Origin of the sequence: Lysobacter sp. MMG2 (assembly GCF_016735495.2) — a bacterium.
In the GTDB taxonomy this organism is placed as follows: Bacteria; Pseudomonadota; Gammaproteobacteria; order Xanthomonadales; family Xanthomonadaceae; genus Lysobacter_J.
The window spans coordinates 201,734-218,246 of sequence record NZ_JAERQY020000003.1; the positions used below are offsets into that span (position 1 = coordinate 201,734).

The following is a 16,513-nucleotide window of genomic DNA, read 5'->3' on the forward strand; positions in this document are numbered from 1 at the left end:
TCAGTCGACTTCTTCGGGCGGGGGCACGATCGCGCTGGGGTCCAGCGCGAGGCGGCCTGCGATCAGCACCGCCTGGGTGCGGTTGCTGGCGCCGAGCTTGCGCAGGATCGCGGTGACGTGCGCCTTCACGGTGGCCTCCGACACGCCCAGCTCGTAGCCGATCTGCTTGTTGAGCAGACCCGCGCCGAGCATCTGCAACACGCGGAACTGCTGCGGCGTGAGGTCGCGCAGGCGTTGCGCGGCGTCGTGCTCGTCGGCATGCGCGGCCGGCGCGGACAACGCCACCGCCGGCGCCCAGCGGTCGCCGTCGAGCACGCGCGTGATGGCTTCGCCCAGCGTCGCCGCGTCGGCGGATTTTGGAATGAAGCCGACCGCACCGTGGTCGAGCGCGCGACGCATCACCGTGGGTTCCTCGCGCGCGGACACCACCACGATGGGGAGCTGCGGATGCAGCGCGCGCAGGTGCACCAGCGCGCTGAAGCCCTGCGCGCCGGGCATGTTGAGGTCGAGCAGGAGCAGGTCGGCGTCCGGCTCGGCTTCGACCAGCGTGTAGAGCGCCTCGACGCTGTCGGCCTCGCGCAGCTGCGCGTCGGGCAGCACGCGCGCGACCGCGCCGCGCAGGGCTTCGCGGAACAGCGGGTGGTCGTCGGCGATGAGGAGTGTGGGCATGGGGTTGGCTCGTCATTCCCGCGAAGGCGGGAATCCAGGTATCAGAGTCGACTCCGCTCTCCGGCGGGTGTGACGCGGTTCGAGTTGGATCCCCGCCTTCGCGGGGATGACGCAGCGTGCCAGATACGCTGTCTGCGCAGAATCGTCAGCCGCGCCTCACGGCACGCGCCGTTCCTTCACCAGCGATTCCACCACGCTGGGGTCCGCCAGCGTACTGGTGTCGCCCAGCTGGTCCGGCGCGTTCTCGGCGATCTTGCGCAGGATACGGCGCATGATCTTGCCCGAACGCGTCTTCGGCAGGCCCGGCGCCCATTGCAGATGGTCCGGCGTGGCGATGGGGCCGATCTCCTTGCGCACGTGCGCGATCAGCTCCTTGTGCAGTTCATCGGTCGGCACCTCGCCGGCGATCAGCGTCACGTAGGCGTAGATGCCCTGCCCCTTGATGTCGTGCGGGAAGCCGACCACCGCCGCCTCGGCGACCTTCGGATGCGAGACCAGCGCGCTTTCCACTTCCGCCGTGCCGATGCGGTGGCCGGAGACGTTGATGACGTCGTCCACGCGGCCGGTGATCCAGTAATAGCCGTCGGCGTCGCGACGGCAGCCGTCGCCGGTGAAGTACGTGCCCGGGTACGTGCGGAAGTAGGTGTCGATGAAGCGTTGATGGTCACCGTAAACGGTGCGCATCTGGCCCGGCCAGGAATCCAGCAGCACCAGGTTGCCCTCGGCCTCGCCTTCCAGGCGCGTGCCGTTGGCGTCGACCAGCGCGGGCTGGATGCCGAAGAAGGGCTTGGTCGCGGAACCGGGCTTGAGGTCGATCGCCCCCGCCAGCGGCGTGATGAGGATGCCGCCGGTTTCCGTCTGCCACCACGTGTCGACGATGGGGCAGCGTGAATCACCGACCACTTCGTAATACCAGCGCCACGCCTCCGGATTGATCGGCTCGCCCACGGTGCCCAGCAGGCGCAGCGAGGCGCGCGAGGTCTTCTGCACCGGCTCGTCGCCGTCGCGCATCAGCGCGCGGATCGCGGTGGGCGCGGTGTAGAAGATCGTGACCTTGTGCTTGTCGATCACTTCCCAGAAGCGCGACACGCTCGGGTAGTTCGGCACGCCTTCGAACACCAGCGCGGTGGCGCCGTTGGCCAGCGGGCCGTAGACGATGTAGCTGTGGCCGGTGACCCAGCCGACGTCGGCGGTGCACCAGTAGATGTCGTCCTCGCGCAGGTCGAACACCGTCTCGTGCGTGTAGCTGGCGTAGGCGAGATAACCGCCGGTGGTGTGCAGCACGCCCTTGGGTTTGCCGGTGGAACCGGAGGTGTAGAGGATGAACAACGGGTCTTCCGCGTTCATGCGTTCGGGTGCGCATTCGGCCGGCTGGTCGTCGACGACAGCGTCATACCAGCGGTCGCGCGGCATCTGCATGTCCACCGCCGAGCCGGTGTGGCGCACGACGAGCACGGTCTCGACCGTGTTGGTGCCGGGCATCTTCAGCGCGGCGTCCACATTCGCCTTCAGCGGCACCTTCTTGCCGCCGCGCAAGCCTTCGTCGGCGGTGATGATGAGCTTGCTCTGGCAGTCGGCGACGCGGTCGGCGATGGACTGCGGCGCGAAACCGCCGAACACCACCGAGTGGATCGCGCCGACGCGTGCGCAGGCGAGCATCGCCACCACGGCCTGCGGGATCATCGGCAGGTAGATCGTGATGCGGTCGCCCTTGCGCACGCCCAGCGAGCGCAGCGCGTTGGCGAGCTTGCACACGCGCTCGTGCAGCTGGCGGTAGGTGACGTGCTCGGCGGGCTTGGCCGGATCGTCGGCCTCGAAGATCAGCGCGGTCTTGTCGCCGCGTTCGGCGAGGTGGCGGTCCAGGCAGTTGACGCTGGCGTTGAGCTCGCCGTCCTCGTACCAGCGGATGTGGAAATCATCGAGGTTGTAGCTGACATCCTTGATCTTCGTGGGCGCGACGAACCAGTCCAGCCGTTTGGCGACCTTGCCCCAGAACGCCTCCGGATCCTTCACCGATTCGGCGTACTGGCGCTCGTAGTCCTCGCGCGTGACGCGGGCCTTGGCGGCGAAGTCCGGATCGATCGGATAGACGGTGGCGGGGTGGTTCATTGGCGTGCTCCGGGACAGCGTCGAAGTCATGGGCGAAGGGCATTCCCGCCGCCGCGCGGGCGGCCGGCACGCCAGTGTGCCGCATTCGCTGTTAAGCCTCATCCGGCGGGGTTTAGACGTTAGTCGTAAAGCACCGCGCCGGGGCTGCGTCTACGACCAATGGGGAATGGTTGTGCAGTGCGATGGCCCAGCAGGCTCGCTGGAGCCGAGCATCGGGCCCGGCGTTCCTTTGGGAGGGGAATCATGTCCGCAAGCATTGCCACGACGTCGAAGGCCGCGACGCCCCGTCGCCGCCCGCTCGCCGCCGCATTGCTGGTCGCGCTGGCGTTGCCGGGGATGGCCTTCGCGCAAACGGCGAAAGAAAAGGAGCTGGAGGCGCGTGTCGCCCAGCTCGAAGCGATGGTCCAGCAGCTGGTGGCGCAGCAGCAACAGCAGCAGAGCCAGATCAGCGAAGTGAAGACCGCGCAGGCCGCCGCGCCGGCGACACCGGCCGCACCGGCCACGGCAACGGCGGGTGCTCCGAAGGTGCAGCCGATCCAGACCACGACGATCACGCCGAACGCGAACCCCGGGACGCGTTTCTACTACGGCGGCTTCATCAAGCTGGACGCCTCGGTCACCGACACCAACGACGGCGACATTCCCGACGGCACGGTCGGTCGCCTGTTTTACGTGCCCAAGGCGATTCCGGTCGGCGGCGGGCATCTGGCCGAAGGCGGCACCGACACCGACATGGGCGTGAACTTCTCGCGCTTCTGGTTCGGCGCCGACACCGACCTGGACAGCGGCGACAAGCTCAAGGCGTACCTGGAGTTCGACCTGTTCGGCGGCGGCAGCACTGCCTTCACCGGCAACGAGATCGCCACCAACACCTACGCGCTCACGCTGCGCCAGGCGTACGTGCAATGGAACAACTGGCTGGCCGGCCAGACCTGGAGCAACTTCCAGGACACCGCCGCGCTGCCCGACACGGTCGACTTCCTCGGCCCGACGGAAGGCACGGTGTTCGTGCGCCAGGCGCAGGTGCGTTACACCAACGGTCCGTGGTCGTTCTCGATGGAGAACCCGGAAACGGTGTTCACGCCGTTCAACGGCAACATGGCGCAGGTCGCCGGCGACGACGGTCCGATGCCCGATTTCACCGGGCGCTACACGCTCAAGGGTGATTGGGGCCACTTCGGCATCGCGGGCCTGGTCCGGCAGCTGAAGTACCAGGCCGCCGGCGTCGCCGCCACGCCGACCGCGCCGGCGCGTCCGGCCGTGGAAGACGAGAGCACCGGCTACGGCCTGAGCGTCTCGGGCAAGTTCAACCTCGGCAAGAACGACGACATCCGCTACATGATCACCGGCGGCAGCGGCATCGGCCGTTACCTCGGCCTGGCGCTCAACAACGACGCCGTGCTCGATGCGCCGGACACCAACCCGAACCGCGGCCTGGACAACATCGACGTCATCGCCGGCTTCGTCGGCTGGCGCCATGTCTTCAGTCCGAAGCTGCGCACGAACCTGTTCTACTCGCGCGCCGAGTACGACCAGGACACGGACTTCACTGGCCTTGGCATCACCAAGGGCGCGCAGTCGGCGCACTTGAACCTGATCTACACGCCGCTGCCCAAGCTCGATGTCGGTGCGGAGCTGATCTGGGGCCAGCGTGAACTCGAGAACGGCGACCGCGGCGACCTCAATCGCCTGCAGACGCACGTGAAGTACAACTTCTAAGGGGCAACGACCGTGTCCACCATCACCGCAAACAGCTCCAAAGACGTACCGCTGACGCAAGGGCACAAGAAGGTCATCTTCGCGTCCAGCCTGGGCACCGTGTTCGAGTGGTACGACTTCTATCTGTACGGCTCGCTCGCGGCGATCATCGCCAAGCAGTTCTTCAGCGGCCTGAACGAAACCAGCGCCTTCATCTTCGCGCTGCTCGCCTTCGCGGCGGGCTTCGCGGTACGCCCGTTCGGCGCGATCTTCTTCGGCCGCATCGGCGACATGATCGGTCGCAAGTACACGTTCCTGGTCACCATCGTCATCATGGGCCTGTCGACCTTCCTCGTCGGCATCCTGCCCAACTATGCGTCGATCGGTTTCGCCGCACCGGCCATCCTCATCGTCCTGCGCTTGCTGCAGGGCCTGGCGCTGGGCGGTGAGTACGGCGGCGCGGCGACGTACGTGGCCGAGCACGCACCGCACGGCAAGCGCGGCCTGTATACGAGCTTCATCCAGACCACCGCGACGATCGGCCTGTTCCTGTCGCTGCTGGTGATCCTGGGCGTGCGCACCTACCTGGGCACGGAAGAGTTCGAACGCTGGGGCTGGCGCATTCCGTTCCTGCTGTCGATCATCCTGCTAGGCGTGTCGGTGTGGATCCGCATGCAGCTCAACGAGTCGCCGCTTTTCCAGCAGATGAAGGCCGAGGGCAAGCAGTCCAAGGCGCCGATCACCGAGAGCTTCTTCTCCAAGAACGGCAAGATCGTGCTGCTGGCGCTGCTGGGTGCGACCGCCGGCCAGGCGGTGGTGTGGTACGCGGGCCAGTTCTACGCGATGTACTTCCTGACGCAGTCGTTGAAGGTGGACGCCACTACCACGTGGCTGCTGATCGCCGCCGCGCTCGCCATCGGCACGCCGTTCTTCATCGTGTTCGGCTGGCTCAGCGACAAGATCGGGCGCAAGAAGATCATCATGGCGGGCTGCCTCATCGCCGCGCTGACCTACTTCCCGCTGTTCAAGGCCCTCACGCACTACGCGAACCCGGCCATCGCCGAGGCCAGCACCAACGCCCCGGCCGTGGTGCATGCCGATCCGGCGACGTGCTCGTTCCAGTTCGATCCGGTGGGCAAGAAGGTCTTCACCAACTCGTGCGACATCGCCACCGCTGCGCTGGCCAAGGCCGGCGTGCCGTACACGATCCAGCCGGCGCCGCAGGGCAGCGTCGCGCGGATCACCGTCGGCGCGGTGGAAGTCGGCGGCTTCGAAGGCGCCGGGCTCTCCAAGGAAGACAGCAAGGCCAAGACCGATGCCTTCGGCGCGGAACTGAAGAAGGCGCTGACGGCCGGCGGTTATCCGGAGAAGGCCGATCCGGCGCGCATCAACAAGCCGATGGTGCTGTTGATCCTGGTCATCCTGGTGCTCTACGTGACGATGGTCTACGGGCCGATCGCCGCGTGGCTGGTGGAGCTGTTCCCCACGCGCATCCGCTACACCTCGATGTCGCTGCCGTACCACATCGGCAACGGCTGGTTCGGCGGCTTCCTGCCGACGATCGCCTTTGCCCTGGTCGCGGCCACCGGCAACATGTATTACGGCCTGTGGTACCCGATCATCATCGCGCTGATGACGTTCGTGATCGGCTCGCTGTTCCTGCGCGAGACGAAGGACGTGGACATCACCGCGAACGATTGAGGGTGGTGGTTGGTTGAAATGCGACAACGCCGGCCTTGCGCCGGCGTTGTTGTTTATGGCGTTTGGAGCCAGGCATCCTCGCCTCCGTTCACCTCGCCCTTCTCTAACGTCATCCCGGCCTTCGCCGGGATGACGGTGCGAGGTGCGTGCGCGGCCAGCCCTCTTCCGAGGCCTCCTCACCCACCAGCTCCCGTCGCCGCTTCCTGCTCAGCGTTCCAAGCGCACGCTGATACGACCACGTCACCAGCTCGCGCAGATAGTCCTCCGGCACGCGGCGCACATCGACGACCGTCACCCAGTACCAGCGCCCCATCCATCGCGCGGGTTTGATACCCGGCTGGTCGGTGAGTTCGACGAAGCGCTCGGGCGTGGCGCGGAAGCTGAAGCGCCAGCGTTCGGGCTGGCTGGTCTTGAAGTACGCGAACGTCTTGCCGCCGACCGAATAGACGAGGATGTTCGACGGCTCGCCGTGCAGGACCTCCTTCGCCGCGGGGAAGGAGGCGCAGAAGCGTTTCAGACGCGCAGTGTCCATGGGCGCATTGTCGCGCGCGGGCTGCTGACAGCGCAGTGTCAGCAGAGCTGAAGGCCCGGTGCGGGCCCATTGCGAAGCCACGCATGAAGAGCCCTGGGATGTAGCCCGGGTGAGCCGAAGGTGCACCCGGGGCAGGTTTGCGGCGGCCGCCGTCCCGGCTGCGCTTACCCGGGCTACGAGACTTGCGTTCGCGGCGACGCAAATGAAAAACCCCGCCGAAGCGGGGTCCTTCACGCATGCGCCGGCGCATCACGCCACGCCTTACGCCACCTTCACGATCCGCAACGGATTGCTCCATTCCTTCAGCAGCTCCGCTTCGCGCGCCTTGGCCTTGTGCAGGTGGTCTTCCTTGACGTGGCCGTAGCCGCGGATGTGCTCCGGAATCGACGCGATCTCCGCCGCGAGGTCCACGTTGGAACGGTCGAGCTTGCCGAGCAGACCTTCGATCGTCCTGAAGTAGTCCTCGATCAGCTGGCGTTCCATCTTGCGCTCCTCGGTCTTGCCGAAGATGTCGAACGTGCCGCCGCGCAGGAAGCGCAGCTTCGCCAGCCACTTGAACGCGGTGAACACCCACGGGCCGAATTCCTGCTTGATCAGGCGGCCCTGCGCATCCTTCTTCGCCAGCAGCGGCGGCGCGAGGTGGAACTTGAGTTTGTAGTCTCCGTCGAACTGCTGCTCCAGCTTCCGCTGGAAATCGCCACTGGTGTACAGGCGCGCGACCTCGTACTCGTCCTTGTAGGCCATCAGCTTGAACGCGTAACGCGCGACGGCCTCGGTGAGATCGGTCGTGCCGGCGACGTTGCGCTCGGCCGCGTGCACGCGCGCGACGAAATCGCTGTAACGCTTGGCGTACGCGGCATCCTGGTACTCGGTGAGGAACTTGGTGCGACGCTCGACCACTTCGTCCAGCGAACGCGACAGGCGCGCGTCGTCCAGCGGCAGGAAGGCGACGTTGTCGGCGCTGCCGTGCGCGGGCACGTGGCGCAGCTCGTCTTCCTTGCGCGTGGAGCGCGGCGCGGAAGTCGCGCCCCACTCGGTGCTTTCCCACGGGCCCGGCGAGAGCATCGGCAACTCGTGCGGCGTGGCCTCGGCCTGCGTCGGCGCGTTGCGGATCAGGCCGGCGGCTTCGGCGACGGCGTTCGGATCGATCACCGCCAGGCGGCCCCACGCGAACGCGGTCTTGTTCATCTCGATCGCGGCGCCATTGAGCTCGATGGCGCGCATCAGCGAATCCATCGACAGCGGCACCAGGCCCTGCTGCCACGCGTAGCCGAGGATGAACAGATTCGTCGCGATGGCATCGCCCATCAGCGCGGTCGCCAGCTGCGTCGCATCGACGACGTGCGGATCGTTGCCGCCCAGCGCGACCTTCACCGCCGAGATGATGTCGGCCGCCGGGAACTGCATGTCCGGACGCGTGGTGAACGTGCCCGGCATCGCTTCGTAGCTGTTGAGCACGACGTTGGAACGGCCCGCGCGCACCTTCGACAGCGCCCAGTAGTCGTTGACGACGACCATGTCGCAACCGATCACCAGGTCCGCCTCGCCCGCGGCGATGCGCACGGCGTGGATGTCGTCCGGCGACTTCGCGATACGGATGTGCGTGGTGACCGCGCCGCCCTTCTGCGCCAGGCCCGTCTGGTCGAGCACGGAAGAACCCTTGCCTTCCAGATGGCCGGCCATGCCGAGCAGCGCGCCGATGGTGACCACGCCCGTGCCGCCGACGCCGGTGATCAGGATGTTCCAGGGCTGCGAGAGATCGGTGGCGACCTTCGGCATCGGGAGATCGGCGAGGCGATCCTTCGCGCCGGAGCCCCCGCTCTTATTAGGCTTGCCCTTGCGCAGGCCGCCGCCTTCCACCGTCACGAAGCTCGGGCAGAAGCCGTTGACGCAGCTGTAATCCTTGTTGCAGTTGCTCTGGTCGATCTCGCGCTTGCGGCCGAACTCGGTTTCCTTCGGCAGCACGGAAACGCAGAACGACTTCTTGCCGCAATCGCCGCAGCCTTCGCACACGAGCGAGTTGACCATCACGCGCTTCTGCGGATCGACCATCTTGCCGCGCTTGCGGCGGCGACGCTTCTCGGTGGCGCAGGTCTGGTCGTAGATCAGCACGGAGGTGCCCTTGATCTCGCGCAGGCGCTTCTGCACGCTGTCCAGTTCCTTGCGGTCATGGAATTCCATGTCGCCCGGGAAGATCTCGCGCTTGCTCCACTTCGCGATGTCGTCGGAGACGAGGATGATCGTCTGCACGCCTTCGCTGCGCACCTGGTGCGCGATCTGCGGCACCGACAGCGTGCCGTCCACCGGCTGGCCGCCGGTCATCGCCACTGCGTCGTTGTAGAGAATCTTGTAGGTGATGTTGACGCCGGTCGCGACCGACTGGCGGATCGCCAGCGAGCCCGAATGGAAGTACGTGCCGTCGCCCAGGTTCTGGAACACGTGCGGCGTTTCGGTGAACGCCGCCTGGCCCGACCACGTCACGCCTTCGCCGCCCATGTGGGTGAAGGTGTCGGTGCTGCGGTCCATCCACGTCACCATGTAATGGCAACCGATGCCGCCCAGCGCGCGCGAACCTTCCGGCACCACGGTGGAGGTGTTGTGCGGGCAACCCGAGCAGTAATGCGGCACGCGCGGGAACTGCGCGCGCGGCAGGGCGAGTTCGGATTCCTTCTCCGCCATCCATGCCATGACGTTGCGGATGTGTTCGGAATCGTGGAAGCGCTGGATGCGACGGCCGATGACGCCGGCGATGGTCGCGGGCGTGAGTTCGCCGGTGGAGGGCAGGATCCACTCGCCGCTTTCGTCGTACTTGCCGACGATGGACGGGCGCTGGCCGCTCCAGTTGTACATGTACTCCTTCATCTGGCGCTCGATGAAGGCGCGCTTTTCCTCGACGACGACGATGTCCTCAAGGCCCTGCGCGAACTTGGTGATGCCCACCGGCTCCAGCGGCCAGGTCATGCCCACCTTGTAGACGCGGATGCCCAGATCCGCACACGCCTGCTCGTCCAGACCCAGGTATTCCAGCGCCTGCAAGACGTCGAGGTAGCTCTTGCCGGTGGTGACGATGCCCAATCGCGCGCGCGGCGAATCGATGACGACGCGGTCGATGTTGTTGGCCCGCGCGAACGCCTGCGCGGCCTTCACCGCGTACTTGTGCAGGCGCATTTCCTGGTTCATCGGCGGATCCGGCCAGCGGATGTTGAGCCCGCCTTCCGGCATCTCGAAATCTTCCGGCAGCACGATGCGCGTGGCCATCGGATCGACGTCGACCGACGCCGACGATTCCACGGTTTCGGCGATCGTCTTGAAGCCGACCCAGCGGCCGGTGTAGCGCGACATCGCCCAGCCGACCAGGCCCATGTCGAGGATGTCCTGCACGCCGGCCGGGTTGAGGATCGGCATCATCGCGCTGACGAATTCGTCTTCCGAACCGTGCGGCAGCGTCGAGGAACGGCAGGCATGGTCGTCCGCCGCGAGCGCGAGCACGCCGCCGAACTGCGAGGTGCCGGCCGCATTGGCGTGCTTGAACACGTCGCCGGTGCGGTCCACGCCCGGGCCCTTGCCGTACCACATGCCGTAGACGCCCTGCACTTTCGCGCCGGGGAACAGGTTGGTCTGCTGCGTGCCCCAGACCATCGTCGCGCCGAGGTCTTCGTTGAGACCGGGCGTGAACTTCACGCCGGCGTTCTCGAGGAACTTGCGCGCGCGCCACAGCTCCAGGTCGAAACCGCCCAGCGGCGAACCGCGATAGCCGGAGATGAAGCCGGCGGTGTTCAGGCCCAGCGCTTCATCGCGCAGGCGCTGCATCAGCGGCAGTCGCACCAGCGCCTGCACGCCGGACAGATAGATGCGGCCCTTCTCGCGGCTGTACTTGTGCTCGAGCGTGTAGTCGGCATCGAGCACGGAGTTGGTGAGCGCGGTGTTCGCCGAGGACGGCGAGCTGAGTTCGGCGGTGCTGGTCATGCGTGGCTCCGGCGCGGCGAGGACCGCGGAGGTGGCTGCGAACGCCCGGCACCGGGCCTCACGGCCGGCGGGCCGCGAGGTCGAAAGTGCCGAGCAAAGACTCGGAATTGTAGCAGCCCGTCCCAGTCCGGCCCTGACGCGAGGTGCCGGAGAGCGTCGGGAGGTGACGTTGCCTGTTCAGGCATGGACGCCACCCTCCCGAACAAGTAGCCCGGGTAAGCGGAGCGCACCCGGGGCCCGGCGGGCAGAAGTCCCCGGGGTGCGGCTTCGCCTTACCCGGGCTACGGGATCACTGGATTCACGCCTTCCCGGCAATCCAAGTGCCCTGCACCTTCAGGTCCTCGTCGAGCACGACCAGGTCCGCCCGGTAGCCCGGCGCGATCCGCCCCAGCTCGCCGCCCAGGCCGATGAAGTCGGCCGGGTACTGCGACGCCATGCGGCACGCCTCGTCCAGCGGCAGGCCGAGGCGCTGCACGGTATTGCGCACGGCCGAGGCCATGTCGAGCGCCGAGCCGGCCAGCGTGCCGTCGGCGGTGGTGCACTGGCCGTCGCGGCAGATCATCTCCACGCCGTACAGCGAGAACGCCTCGCGCTCGCCGCCCACCGGCGGCATCGCGTCGGTTACCAGCATCATCTTTCCGCGCGGGCGCGCGGCGATGGACACGCGCAGCGTCGCGTCGTGCACGTGGAAGCCGTCGACGATCAGGCCGCACCACGCGTCGGCGTTCTCCAGCGCCGCGCCGACCGCGCCGGGTTCGCGCGAGTTCATCGGCGTCATCGCGTTGAACAGGTGCGTCACGCCGGTGATGCCGTGCGCGAACGCGTCGCGCAGTTGTTCGTAGGTCGCAGCGGTGTGGCCCGCGGCGATGATGACGCCGCGTGCGGCCAGTGCCTGCAACGTCGCGGCATCTAAGCGTTCCGGCGCCAGCGTGACGAGCGTGATGCCGTCGTTCCCGAGCGAGGCGACCAGATCGAGTTCGCCCGCATCGGGCGTGTGGAACTTCGACGGATCGTGCACGCCCTTGCGTGCGGCGTTGAGGTACGGCCCTTCCAGGTGCACGCCGAGCACGCCCGACACCTTCTGCGCGATCGCTTCGCGGGTGGCGTCGATGGCGCGGCGCATCACTTCGACGTCGTCGCTGATCAGCGTCGGCAGCATGCCGGTGGTGCCGTACTTGCGATGCGCGGCGGCGATGCGGCGCAGGCCTTCGACCGTGGGCTCGTCGTTGAGCAGCACGTCGCCGCCGCCGTTGACCTGCGTGTCGATGAATCCCGGCACGAGATAACGACCCGCAAGATCCACCACCTGCGCGTCCTTCGGCGGCGGGCCGGGGAGCACAGCGACGATGTGGCCGTCCTCGACGAGCACGCTGAGGTCGGTCTCGAAACCGCGTTCGGTGAGGATGCGGCCGTGGGTGAAGGCAATCGTGGTCATGGCGATCTCGGGATTAGAGATTCGGGATTCGGGGCGCGCTGATCGGCCTTCGCCTGACCAATCGCGAATCCGGAATCACGGTTTCACACCGTCTCCGTCACCTTGTTCAGATGCGGCGGCACGTCCGGATTGTGGCCACGCGTGACCGCCAGCGCATTCACCGCCTTGTAGAAACTCTGCACGGCCAGCAGCGGGGTGCACGCAGGGTGCGGCGCCAGCGGCATCGGCAGCACGCCTTCGCGTGCGACCGCGCCGGGCCAGGTCAGCCACACCGGCGCGCCGCGCGCGCGGAATTCCTCGGCGACCGCGGCGGTACCGCTGCCGGTGTCGTCATCCTGCGCGAAGGCCAGCACCGGGAAGCCCGGCCCGACGATCGCCATCGGCCCGTGCTTCACTTCCGCCGAGGAGAACGCTTCGGCGTGCAGGCCGCAGGTTTCCTTGAACTTCAGCGCCGCTTCCTGCGCCGCGCCCAGGCCCAGCCCGCGGCCGACGACGAACAGGTTGCGCGCGTCCTTCAAGCCTTCCACCAGCGGCGACCAGTCCTGCTTCCACGCTTCGCGCAGCGCATCGGGCAAGGCGTCGACCGCGGCGAGCAGCTTCGCGTCGCCGCTCCAGCGCGCGGCCAGTTGCAGCAGCGCGGCCAGCGAACACAGATAACTCTTCGTTGCCGCCACGCTCTTCTCGGGGCCGGCGCGCAGCGGAATCACCGTATCGGCGATCTGCGCCAGCGGCGAGTCCTCGACATTCACCAGCGCCACGACCAGCGCGCCACCGGCGCGTGCGATCTCGGCATTGCGCACCAGGTCCGGGCTCTTGCCCGACTGTGAGATCGCGATGAACAGCGCGCCCTGCAAATGCGGGCGCACCGCATACACCGAGCCCACGGACGGCGAGGCCGAAGCCGTCACCAGCCCCAGCGTGGTTTCGAACAGGTACTTCCCGTAGGTGGCGGCATGGTCGGAACTGCCGCGCGCGCAGGTGACGATGAACGCCGGCGGCGACTGCTTCAGGCGCTGCACCAGTGCGTCGATGACCGGCGCGTTCGCGGCGAACTGCCGCGCGATGGCGTCGGCGGCTTCCTGCGCCTCGGCATGCATGCGCGTGGCCGAAGCGGTGAGTGCGACGCTTTCGTTCGACGGTTCGCTCAAGGGATTACTCGCTCTGGAGTTCGGCAACGAAGTCGTAGGCATCGCCGCGGTAGAAGGATCGGGTGTATTCGACGACGCGGCCGTCGTCGAGGAAGGTGCGTCGTTCGATGAAGAGGCCGGGACTGCCTTCGGGCAGGTTCATCAGCCGCGCCTGCTCGGCATCGAAGGCGATCGCACGCAGGCGCTGCAGCGCGCGCGTGGGGCGCAGGCCCATCTTCTGGAAGGTCTCGTACAGCGAGTTCTCGACCAGATTCGGATCCGGCAGCACGGTCTGCGGCACGACGGTGCGCTCCAGCGCCAGCGCCATGTCGTCGGCGATGCGCAGTCGGTAATAGCGCACCACCTGCGCGCCGGGCGACAGGTTCAGCGCCATCGCTTCATCGGGCGTGACTTCGCCGATGCCGCGCTCGATGAAACGCGACTTCGGATCCAGCCCGCGCGCGCGCAGGTCGTCGGTGAAGCTGGTGAGCTTGGAGAACGACTTGACGATGCGCTCGGCCACGAACGTGCCCGAACCCTGGCGCTGCATGAGCAACCCGTCGGCAACGAGACCGGAGATGGCCTTGCGCACGGTGACGCGCGACAGGTCGAGCAGCTTGGTCAGCTCGCGCTCGCTGGGCAGGGCCTGGCCGGGCGTGAGTTCGCCGTTTTCGATCGCGTGCTGCAGCGTTCGGCGCAGGTGCTGGTAGGCCGGGGCGCGTCGGGCGTCCGCCTGGCGGTGGAACTCGTTGACCAGATAGTCCTGCATGGCCGGGGAGAATACCAGTCAGATACCAGTTACGGCAACGGATGCCACGGCGGGAGCAGACCGGCGGCACCTGGCGCTACGACCAAAGTCGAATGAAGGCCCGAGGCGCGCTCCCCGCAGCCGGATTTCGCGCCGCCGTAACTTCAACCGCATGAAATTGCAGGAATATCGGGTGAAGCCGCCCCGCGTCCCCGCCGTTCATCGCGGCCTTTAGCCCCATTTGCACCAGTGGTATCGGACTGGTATCTTCACTGGTATGCCTGTGGTCTTGAAAACCTACCCCTTCCGGAGCGCTCCGTGACCGCCTCCATCGCGCCGATGGCGCCTTTCGACCTGATCATCTTCGGCGGCACCGGCGACCTCGCCCTGCGCAAGCTGCTGCCGGCCCTGTTCCATCGCTACGTCGACGGCCAGATCGTCGCCGGCACGCGCATCTACGCGCTCGCCCGCGACAGCCAGAGCGACGAGGCGTACCGCGAGCGTGTACGCGAGGCGCTGCAGAAGCACCTCTCCTTCGACATGCGCGCGCCGACCGCGCTGGAACCGTTCCTGCAGCTGCTGCACTACCGCCGCATCGACCTGCAGGCCGATGGCGGCTGGGGCGAGCTGGCGGGCGAACTCAACGACGAATCGCGCGTGCGCGTGTTCTACCTCGCCGTCGGCCCCGACCTGTTCGGCAGCGTGGGCGCACGGTTGCAGGCGCACGGACTGACCGGCGCGAACACGCGCGTGGTGGTGGAAAAGCCCATCGGCCACGACCGCGCCAGCGCCGCCGCCATCAACGACGCGCTCGGCCAGGTGTTCGCCGAGTCGCAGATCTATCGAATCGACCATTACCTGGGCAAGGAAACGGTCCAGAACCTCACGGCGCTGCGCTTCGGCAACGCGTTGTTCGAGCCGCTGTGGAAGGCCGAGCACATCGACCACGTGCAGATCACCGTGGCCGAGACCGTGGGCCTGGAGCGCCGCGCCAGCTACTACGACAAGTCCGGTGCGCTGCGCGACATGGTGCAGAACCACATGTTGCAGCTGCTGTGCCTGGTCGCGATGGAACCGCCGTCCTCGCTCGCCGCCGATGCGATCCGCGACGAGAAGCTCAAGGTGCTGCATTCGCTCAAGCCCATCGAGAACGGCACGACCTCGCACGTCACCGTGCGCGGCCAGTACCGTGCCGGCGCGGTCGAAGGCCGCCCGGTGCCGGGCTATCCCGAGGAACTGGGCGCCACCGATTCGCGCACGGAAACCTTCGTCGCGCTCAAGGCCGAAGTGCGCAACTGGCGCTGGGCCGGCGTGCCGTTCTACCTGCGCACGGGCAAGCGGCTGGCCGAGCGCATGTCGGAGATCGTGGTGACGTTCCGCAAGGTCCCGTATTCGATCTTCGGCGATGAACCCATCTCGCAGAACCAGCTCGTCATCCGCCTGCAGCCCGACGAAGGCGTGAAGCTGTGGCTGATGAACAAGATTCCTGGCCCGGGCGGACTGCGCCTGCGCCGCGTGCCGATGGACCTGAGCTTCGCCGAGACCTTCGGCGGTCGCCAGCCGGAAGCCTACGAACGTCTGCTGATGGACGTGGTGCGCGGCAATCCGATGCTCTTCATGCGCCGCGACGAAGTGGAAGCCGCATGGGCGTGGATCGATCCGATCCGCGCCGCGTGGGAAGCCAGCGCCGAAGCACCCAAACCCTATACCGCGGGCAGCTGGGGACCCAGTGCAGCCGTGGCCCTGATCGAACGCGACGGAAGGACGTGGCATGAGGACGCTGTCTAAAAGCGCATTGGCGGAGCGATTGACCGTGCTGACACCTGATCCGTTGCCCGTTCGCGAACACCTCTTCGACGACAAGTCGGAACTCGCCGTCGCGCTGGCGAAAGCCGTCGCCGCCGACCTGCGCGGCGCGATCGCGCGCCGCGGCGCCGCGCGCCTGGCGGTGTCCGGCGGCACCACGCCGCGCGCGTTCCTGAGCGAGCTGTCGAAGCAGACGCTCGACTGGGCGCATGTCACCGTCGTGCCGGTCGACGACCGCTGGGTCGCACCGGACCATCCGCGTTCGAACGAACGCCTGCTGCGCGAGACGCTGTTCCAGGGCGCCGCCGCGCAGGCGCAACTGCTGCCCTTGCGGCGGCCGACGTCGACGCCCGAGGCCGCACTGCTTCCCGTGCTCAGCCAGGTCGCCAACGAGGCGCTGCCGCTCGACGTGGTCGTCCTCGGCATGGGCGAAGACGGACACGTCGCTTCCTTGTTCCCCGATCTCGCGCGTCGCGATATCGGCCTGCAACCCAGCGGCCGTGCACCCGTGCTGGCCATCCGCAGCGCCGCCGCGCCGGAACCGCGCATGACGCTCACGCTCAGCGCGATCTTCACCGCGCCGTCGCTGTACCTGCACATCGAAGGCGCGAAGAAGCGCGACGTGCTCGACAACGCCGCACGCGATCCGCGTTCGACGCTGCCGATCCGCTCGGTGCTGTCCGGTGCGCCGGTGGTGCCGCTGCTGTACTGGAGTCCGTAGT

11 protein-coding genes are annotated in these 16,513 nt (G+C 67.3%); 4 read left to right on the plus strand and 7 right to left on the minus strand.

The genetic code is table 11. From position 1 onward, the window contains the following. Entirely contained in the window at positions 1-669 is a 669-nt protein-coding gene (locus tag JI752_RS12885) for a response regulator transcription factor (protein ID WP_216964681.1), read from the minus strand. Positions 670-825: 156 nt separating this feature from the next. Further along, entirely contained in the window at positions 826-2,778 is a 1,953-nt protein-coding gene (gene acs, locus JI752_RS12890; protein WP_216964683.1) for an acetate--CoA ligase, read from the minus strand. Positions 2,779-3,021: 243 nt separating this feature from the next. On the opposite strand from acs, the gene JI752_RS12895 reads away from it, so the two are divergent. Then, positions 3,022-4,497, plus strand: a complete 1,476-nt coding sequence (locus JI752_RS12895) for a DcaP family trimeric outer membrane transporter (protein WP_216964684.1) — start codon at positions 3,022-3,024, stop codon at positions 4,495-4,497. A 12-nt stretch (positions 4,498-4,509) separates the two neighbouring features. Continuing rightward, a complete protein-coding gene (locus JI752_RS12900) occupies positions 4,510-6,177 on the plus strand; it encodes an MFS transporter (RefSeq protein WP_216964686.1) in 1,668 nt (555 codons plus the stop codon). A gap of 109 nt (positions 6,178-6,286) precedes the next feature. Here the strand turns inward: JI752_RS12900 and JI752_RS12905 are convergent, their stop codons facing one another. The 5 genes from JI752_RS12905 to JI752_RS12925 form a co-directional block, all read right to left on the minus strand. Next, positions 6,287-6,709, minus strand: coding sequence for an MmcQ/YjbR family DNA-binding protein (locus JI752_RS12905; protein WP_216964689.1), 423 nt, complete (start codon positions 6,707-6,709; stop codon positions 6,287-6,289). A 261-nt stretch (positions 6,710-6,970) separates the two neighbouring features. Next, the gene (locus tag JI752_RS12910) at positions 6,971-10,675 is read right to left on the minus strand and encodes an indolepyruvate ferredoxin oxidoreductase family protein (RefSeq protein ID WP_216964691.1); all 3,705 of its coding nucleotides are present in this window, start codon (positions 10,673-10,675) and stop codon (positions 6,971-6,973) included. 298 nt (positions 10,676-10,973) lie between these two features. Further along, the gene (nagA, locus tag JI752_RS12915) at positions 10,974-12,110 is read right to left on the minus strand and encodes an N-acetylglucosamine-6-phosphate deacetylase (RefSeq protein WP_216964693.1); all 1,137 of its coding nucleotides are present in this window, start codon (positions 12,108-12,110) and stop codon (positions 10,974-10,976) included. An 83-nt stretch (positions 12,111-12,193) separates the two neighbouring features. Then, complete coding sequence (locus tag JI752_RS12920) at positions 12,194-13,207, minus strand: SIS domain-containing protein (protein WP_216965349.1); 1,014 nt, start codon at positions 13,205-13,207, stop codon at positions 12,194-12,196. 55 nt (positions 13,208-13,262) lie between these two features. Further along, on the minus strand, positions 13,263-14,006 hold the full coding sequence (locus JI752_RS12925; protein ID WP_216964696.1) for a GntR family transcriptional regulator: 744 nt from the start codon (positions 14,004-14,006) through the stop codon (positions 13,263-13,265). A gap of 318 nt (positions 14,007-14,324) precedes the next feature. Here JI752_RS12925 and zwf point away from each other — a divergent pair, with 318 nt between their 5' ends. Then, complete coding sequence (zwf, locus tag JI752_RS12930; protein WP_254200847.1) at positions 14,325-15,773, plus strand: glucose-6-phosphate dehydrogenase; 1,449 nt, start codon at positions 14,325-14,327, stop codon at positions 15,771-15,773. Then, positions 15,757-16,512 carry a 6-phosphogluconolactonase gene (gene pgl / locus JI752_RS12935; protein ID WP_216964705.1) on the plus strand — a complete coding sequence of 252 codons (756 nt, stop codon included), beginning with the start codon at positions 15,757-15,759 and terminating at the stop codon, positions 16,510-16,512. The genes zwf and pgl overlap by 17 nt, the downstream gene beginning before the upstream one ends. Position 16,513: the final 1 nt, after the last annotated feature.

What these genes read in the sequence shown, in the direction of transcription:
- JI752_RS12885 (WP_216964681.1), bottom strand. Translation starts at nt 669, where the DNA reads ATGCCCACACTCCTCATCGCCGACGACCACCCGCTGTTCCGCGAAGCC.
- acs (WP_216964683.1), bottom strand. Translation starts at nt 2,778, where the DNA reads ATGAACCACCCCGCCACCGTCTATCCGATCGATCCGGACTTCGCCGCC.
- JI752_RS12895 (WP_216964684.1), top strand. Translation starts at nt 3,022, where the DNA reads ATGTCCGCAAGCATTGCCACGACGTCGAAGGCCGCGACGCCCCGTCGC.
- JI752_RS12905 (WP_216964689.1), bottom strand. Translation starts at nt 6,709, where the DNA reads ATGGACACTGCGCGTCTGAAACGCTTCTGCGCCTCCTTCCCCGCGGCG.
- JI752_RS12910 (WP_216964691.1), bottom strand. Translation starts at nt 10,675, where the DNA reads ATGACCAGCACCGCCGAACTCAGCTCGCCGTCCTCGGCGAACACCGCG.
- nagA (WP_216964693.1), bottom strand. Translation starts at nt 12,110, where the DNA reads ATGACCACGATTGCCTTCACCCACGGCCGCATCCTCACCGAACGCGGT.
- JI752_RS12920 (WP_216965349.1), bottom strand. Translation starts at nt 13,207, where the DNA reads ATGCATGCCGAGGCGCAGGAAGCCGCCGACGCCATCGCGCGGCAGTTC.
- JI752_RS12925 (WP_216964696.1), bottom strand. Translation starts at nt 14,006, where the DNA reads ATGCAGGACTATCTGGTCAACGAGTTCCACCGCCAGGCGGACGCCCGA.
- zwf (WP_254200847.1), top strand. Translation starts at nt 14,325, where the DNA reads ATGGCGCCTTTCGACCTGATCATCTTCGGCGGCACCGGCGACCTCGCC.
- pgl (WP_216964705.1), top strand. Translation starts at nt 15,757, where the DNA reads ATGAGGACGCTGTCTAAAAGCGCATTGGCGGAGCGATTGACCGTGCTG.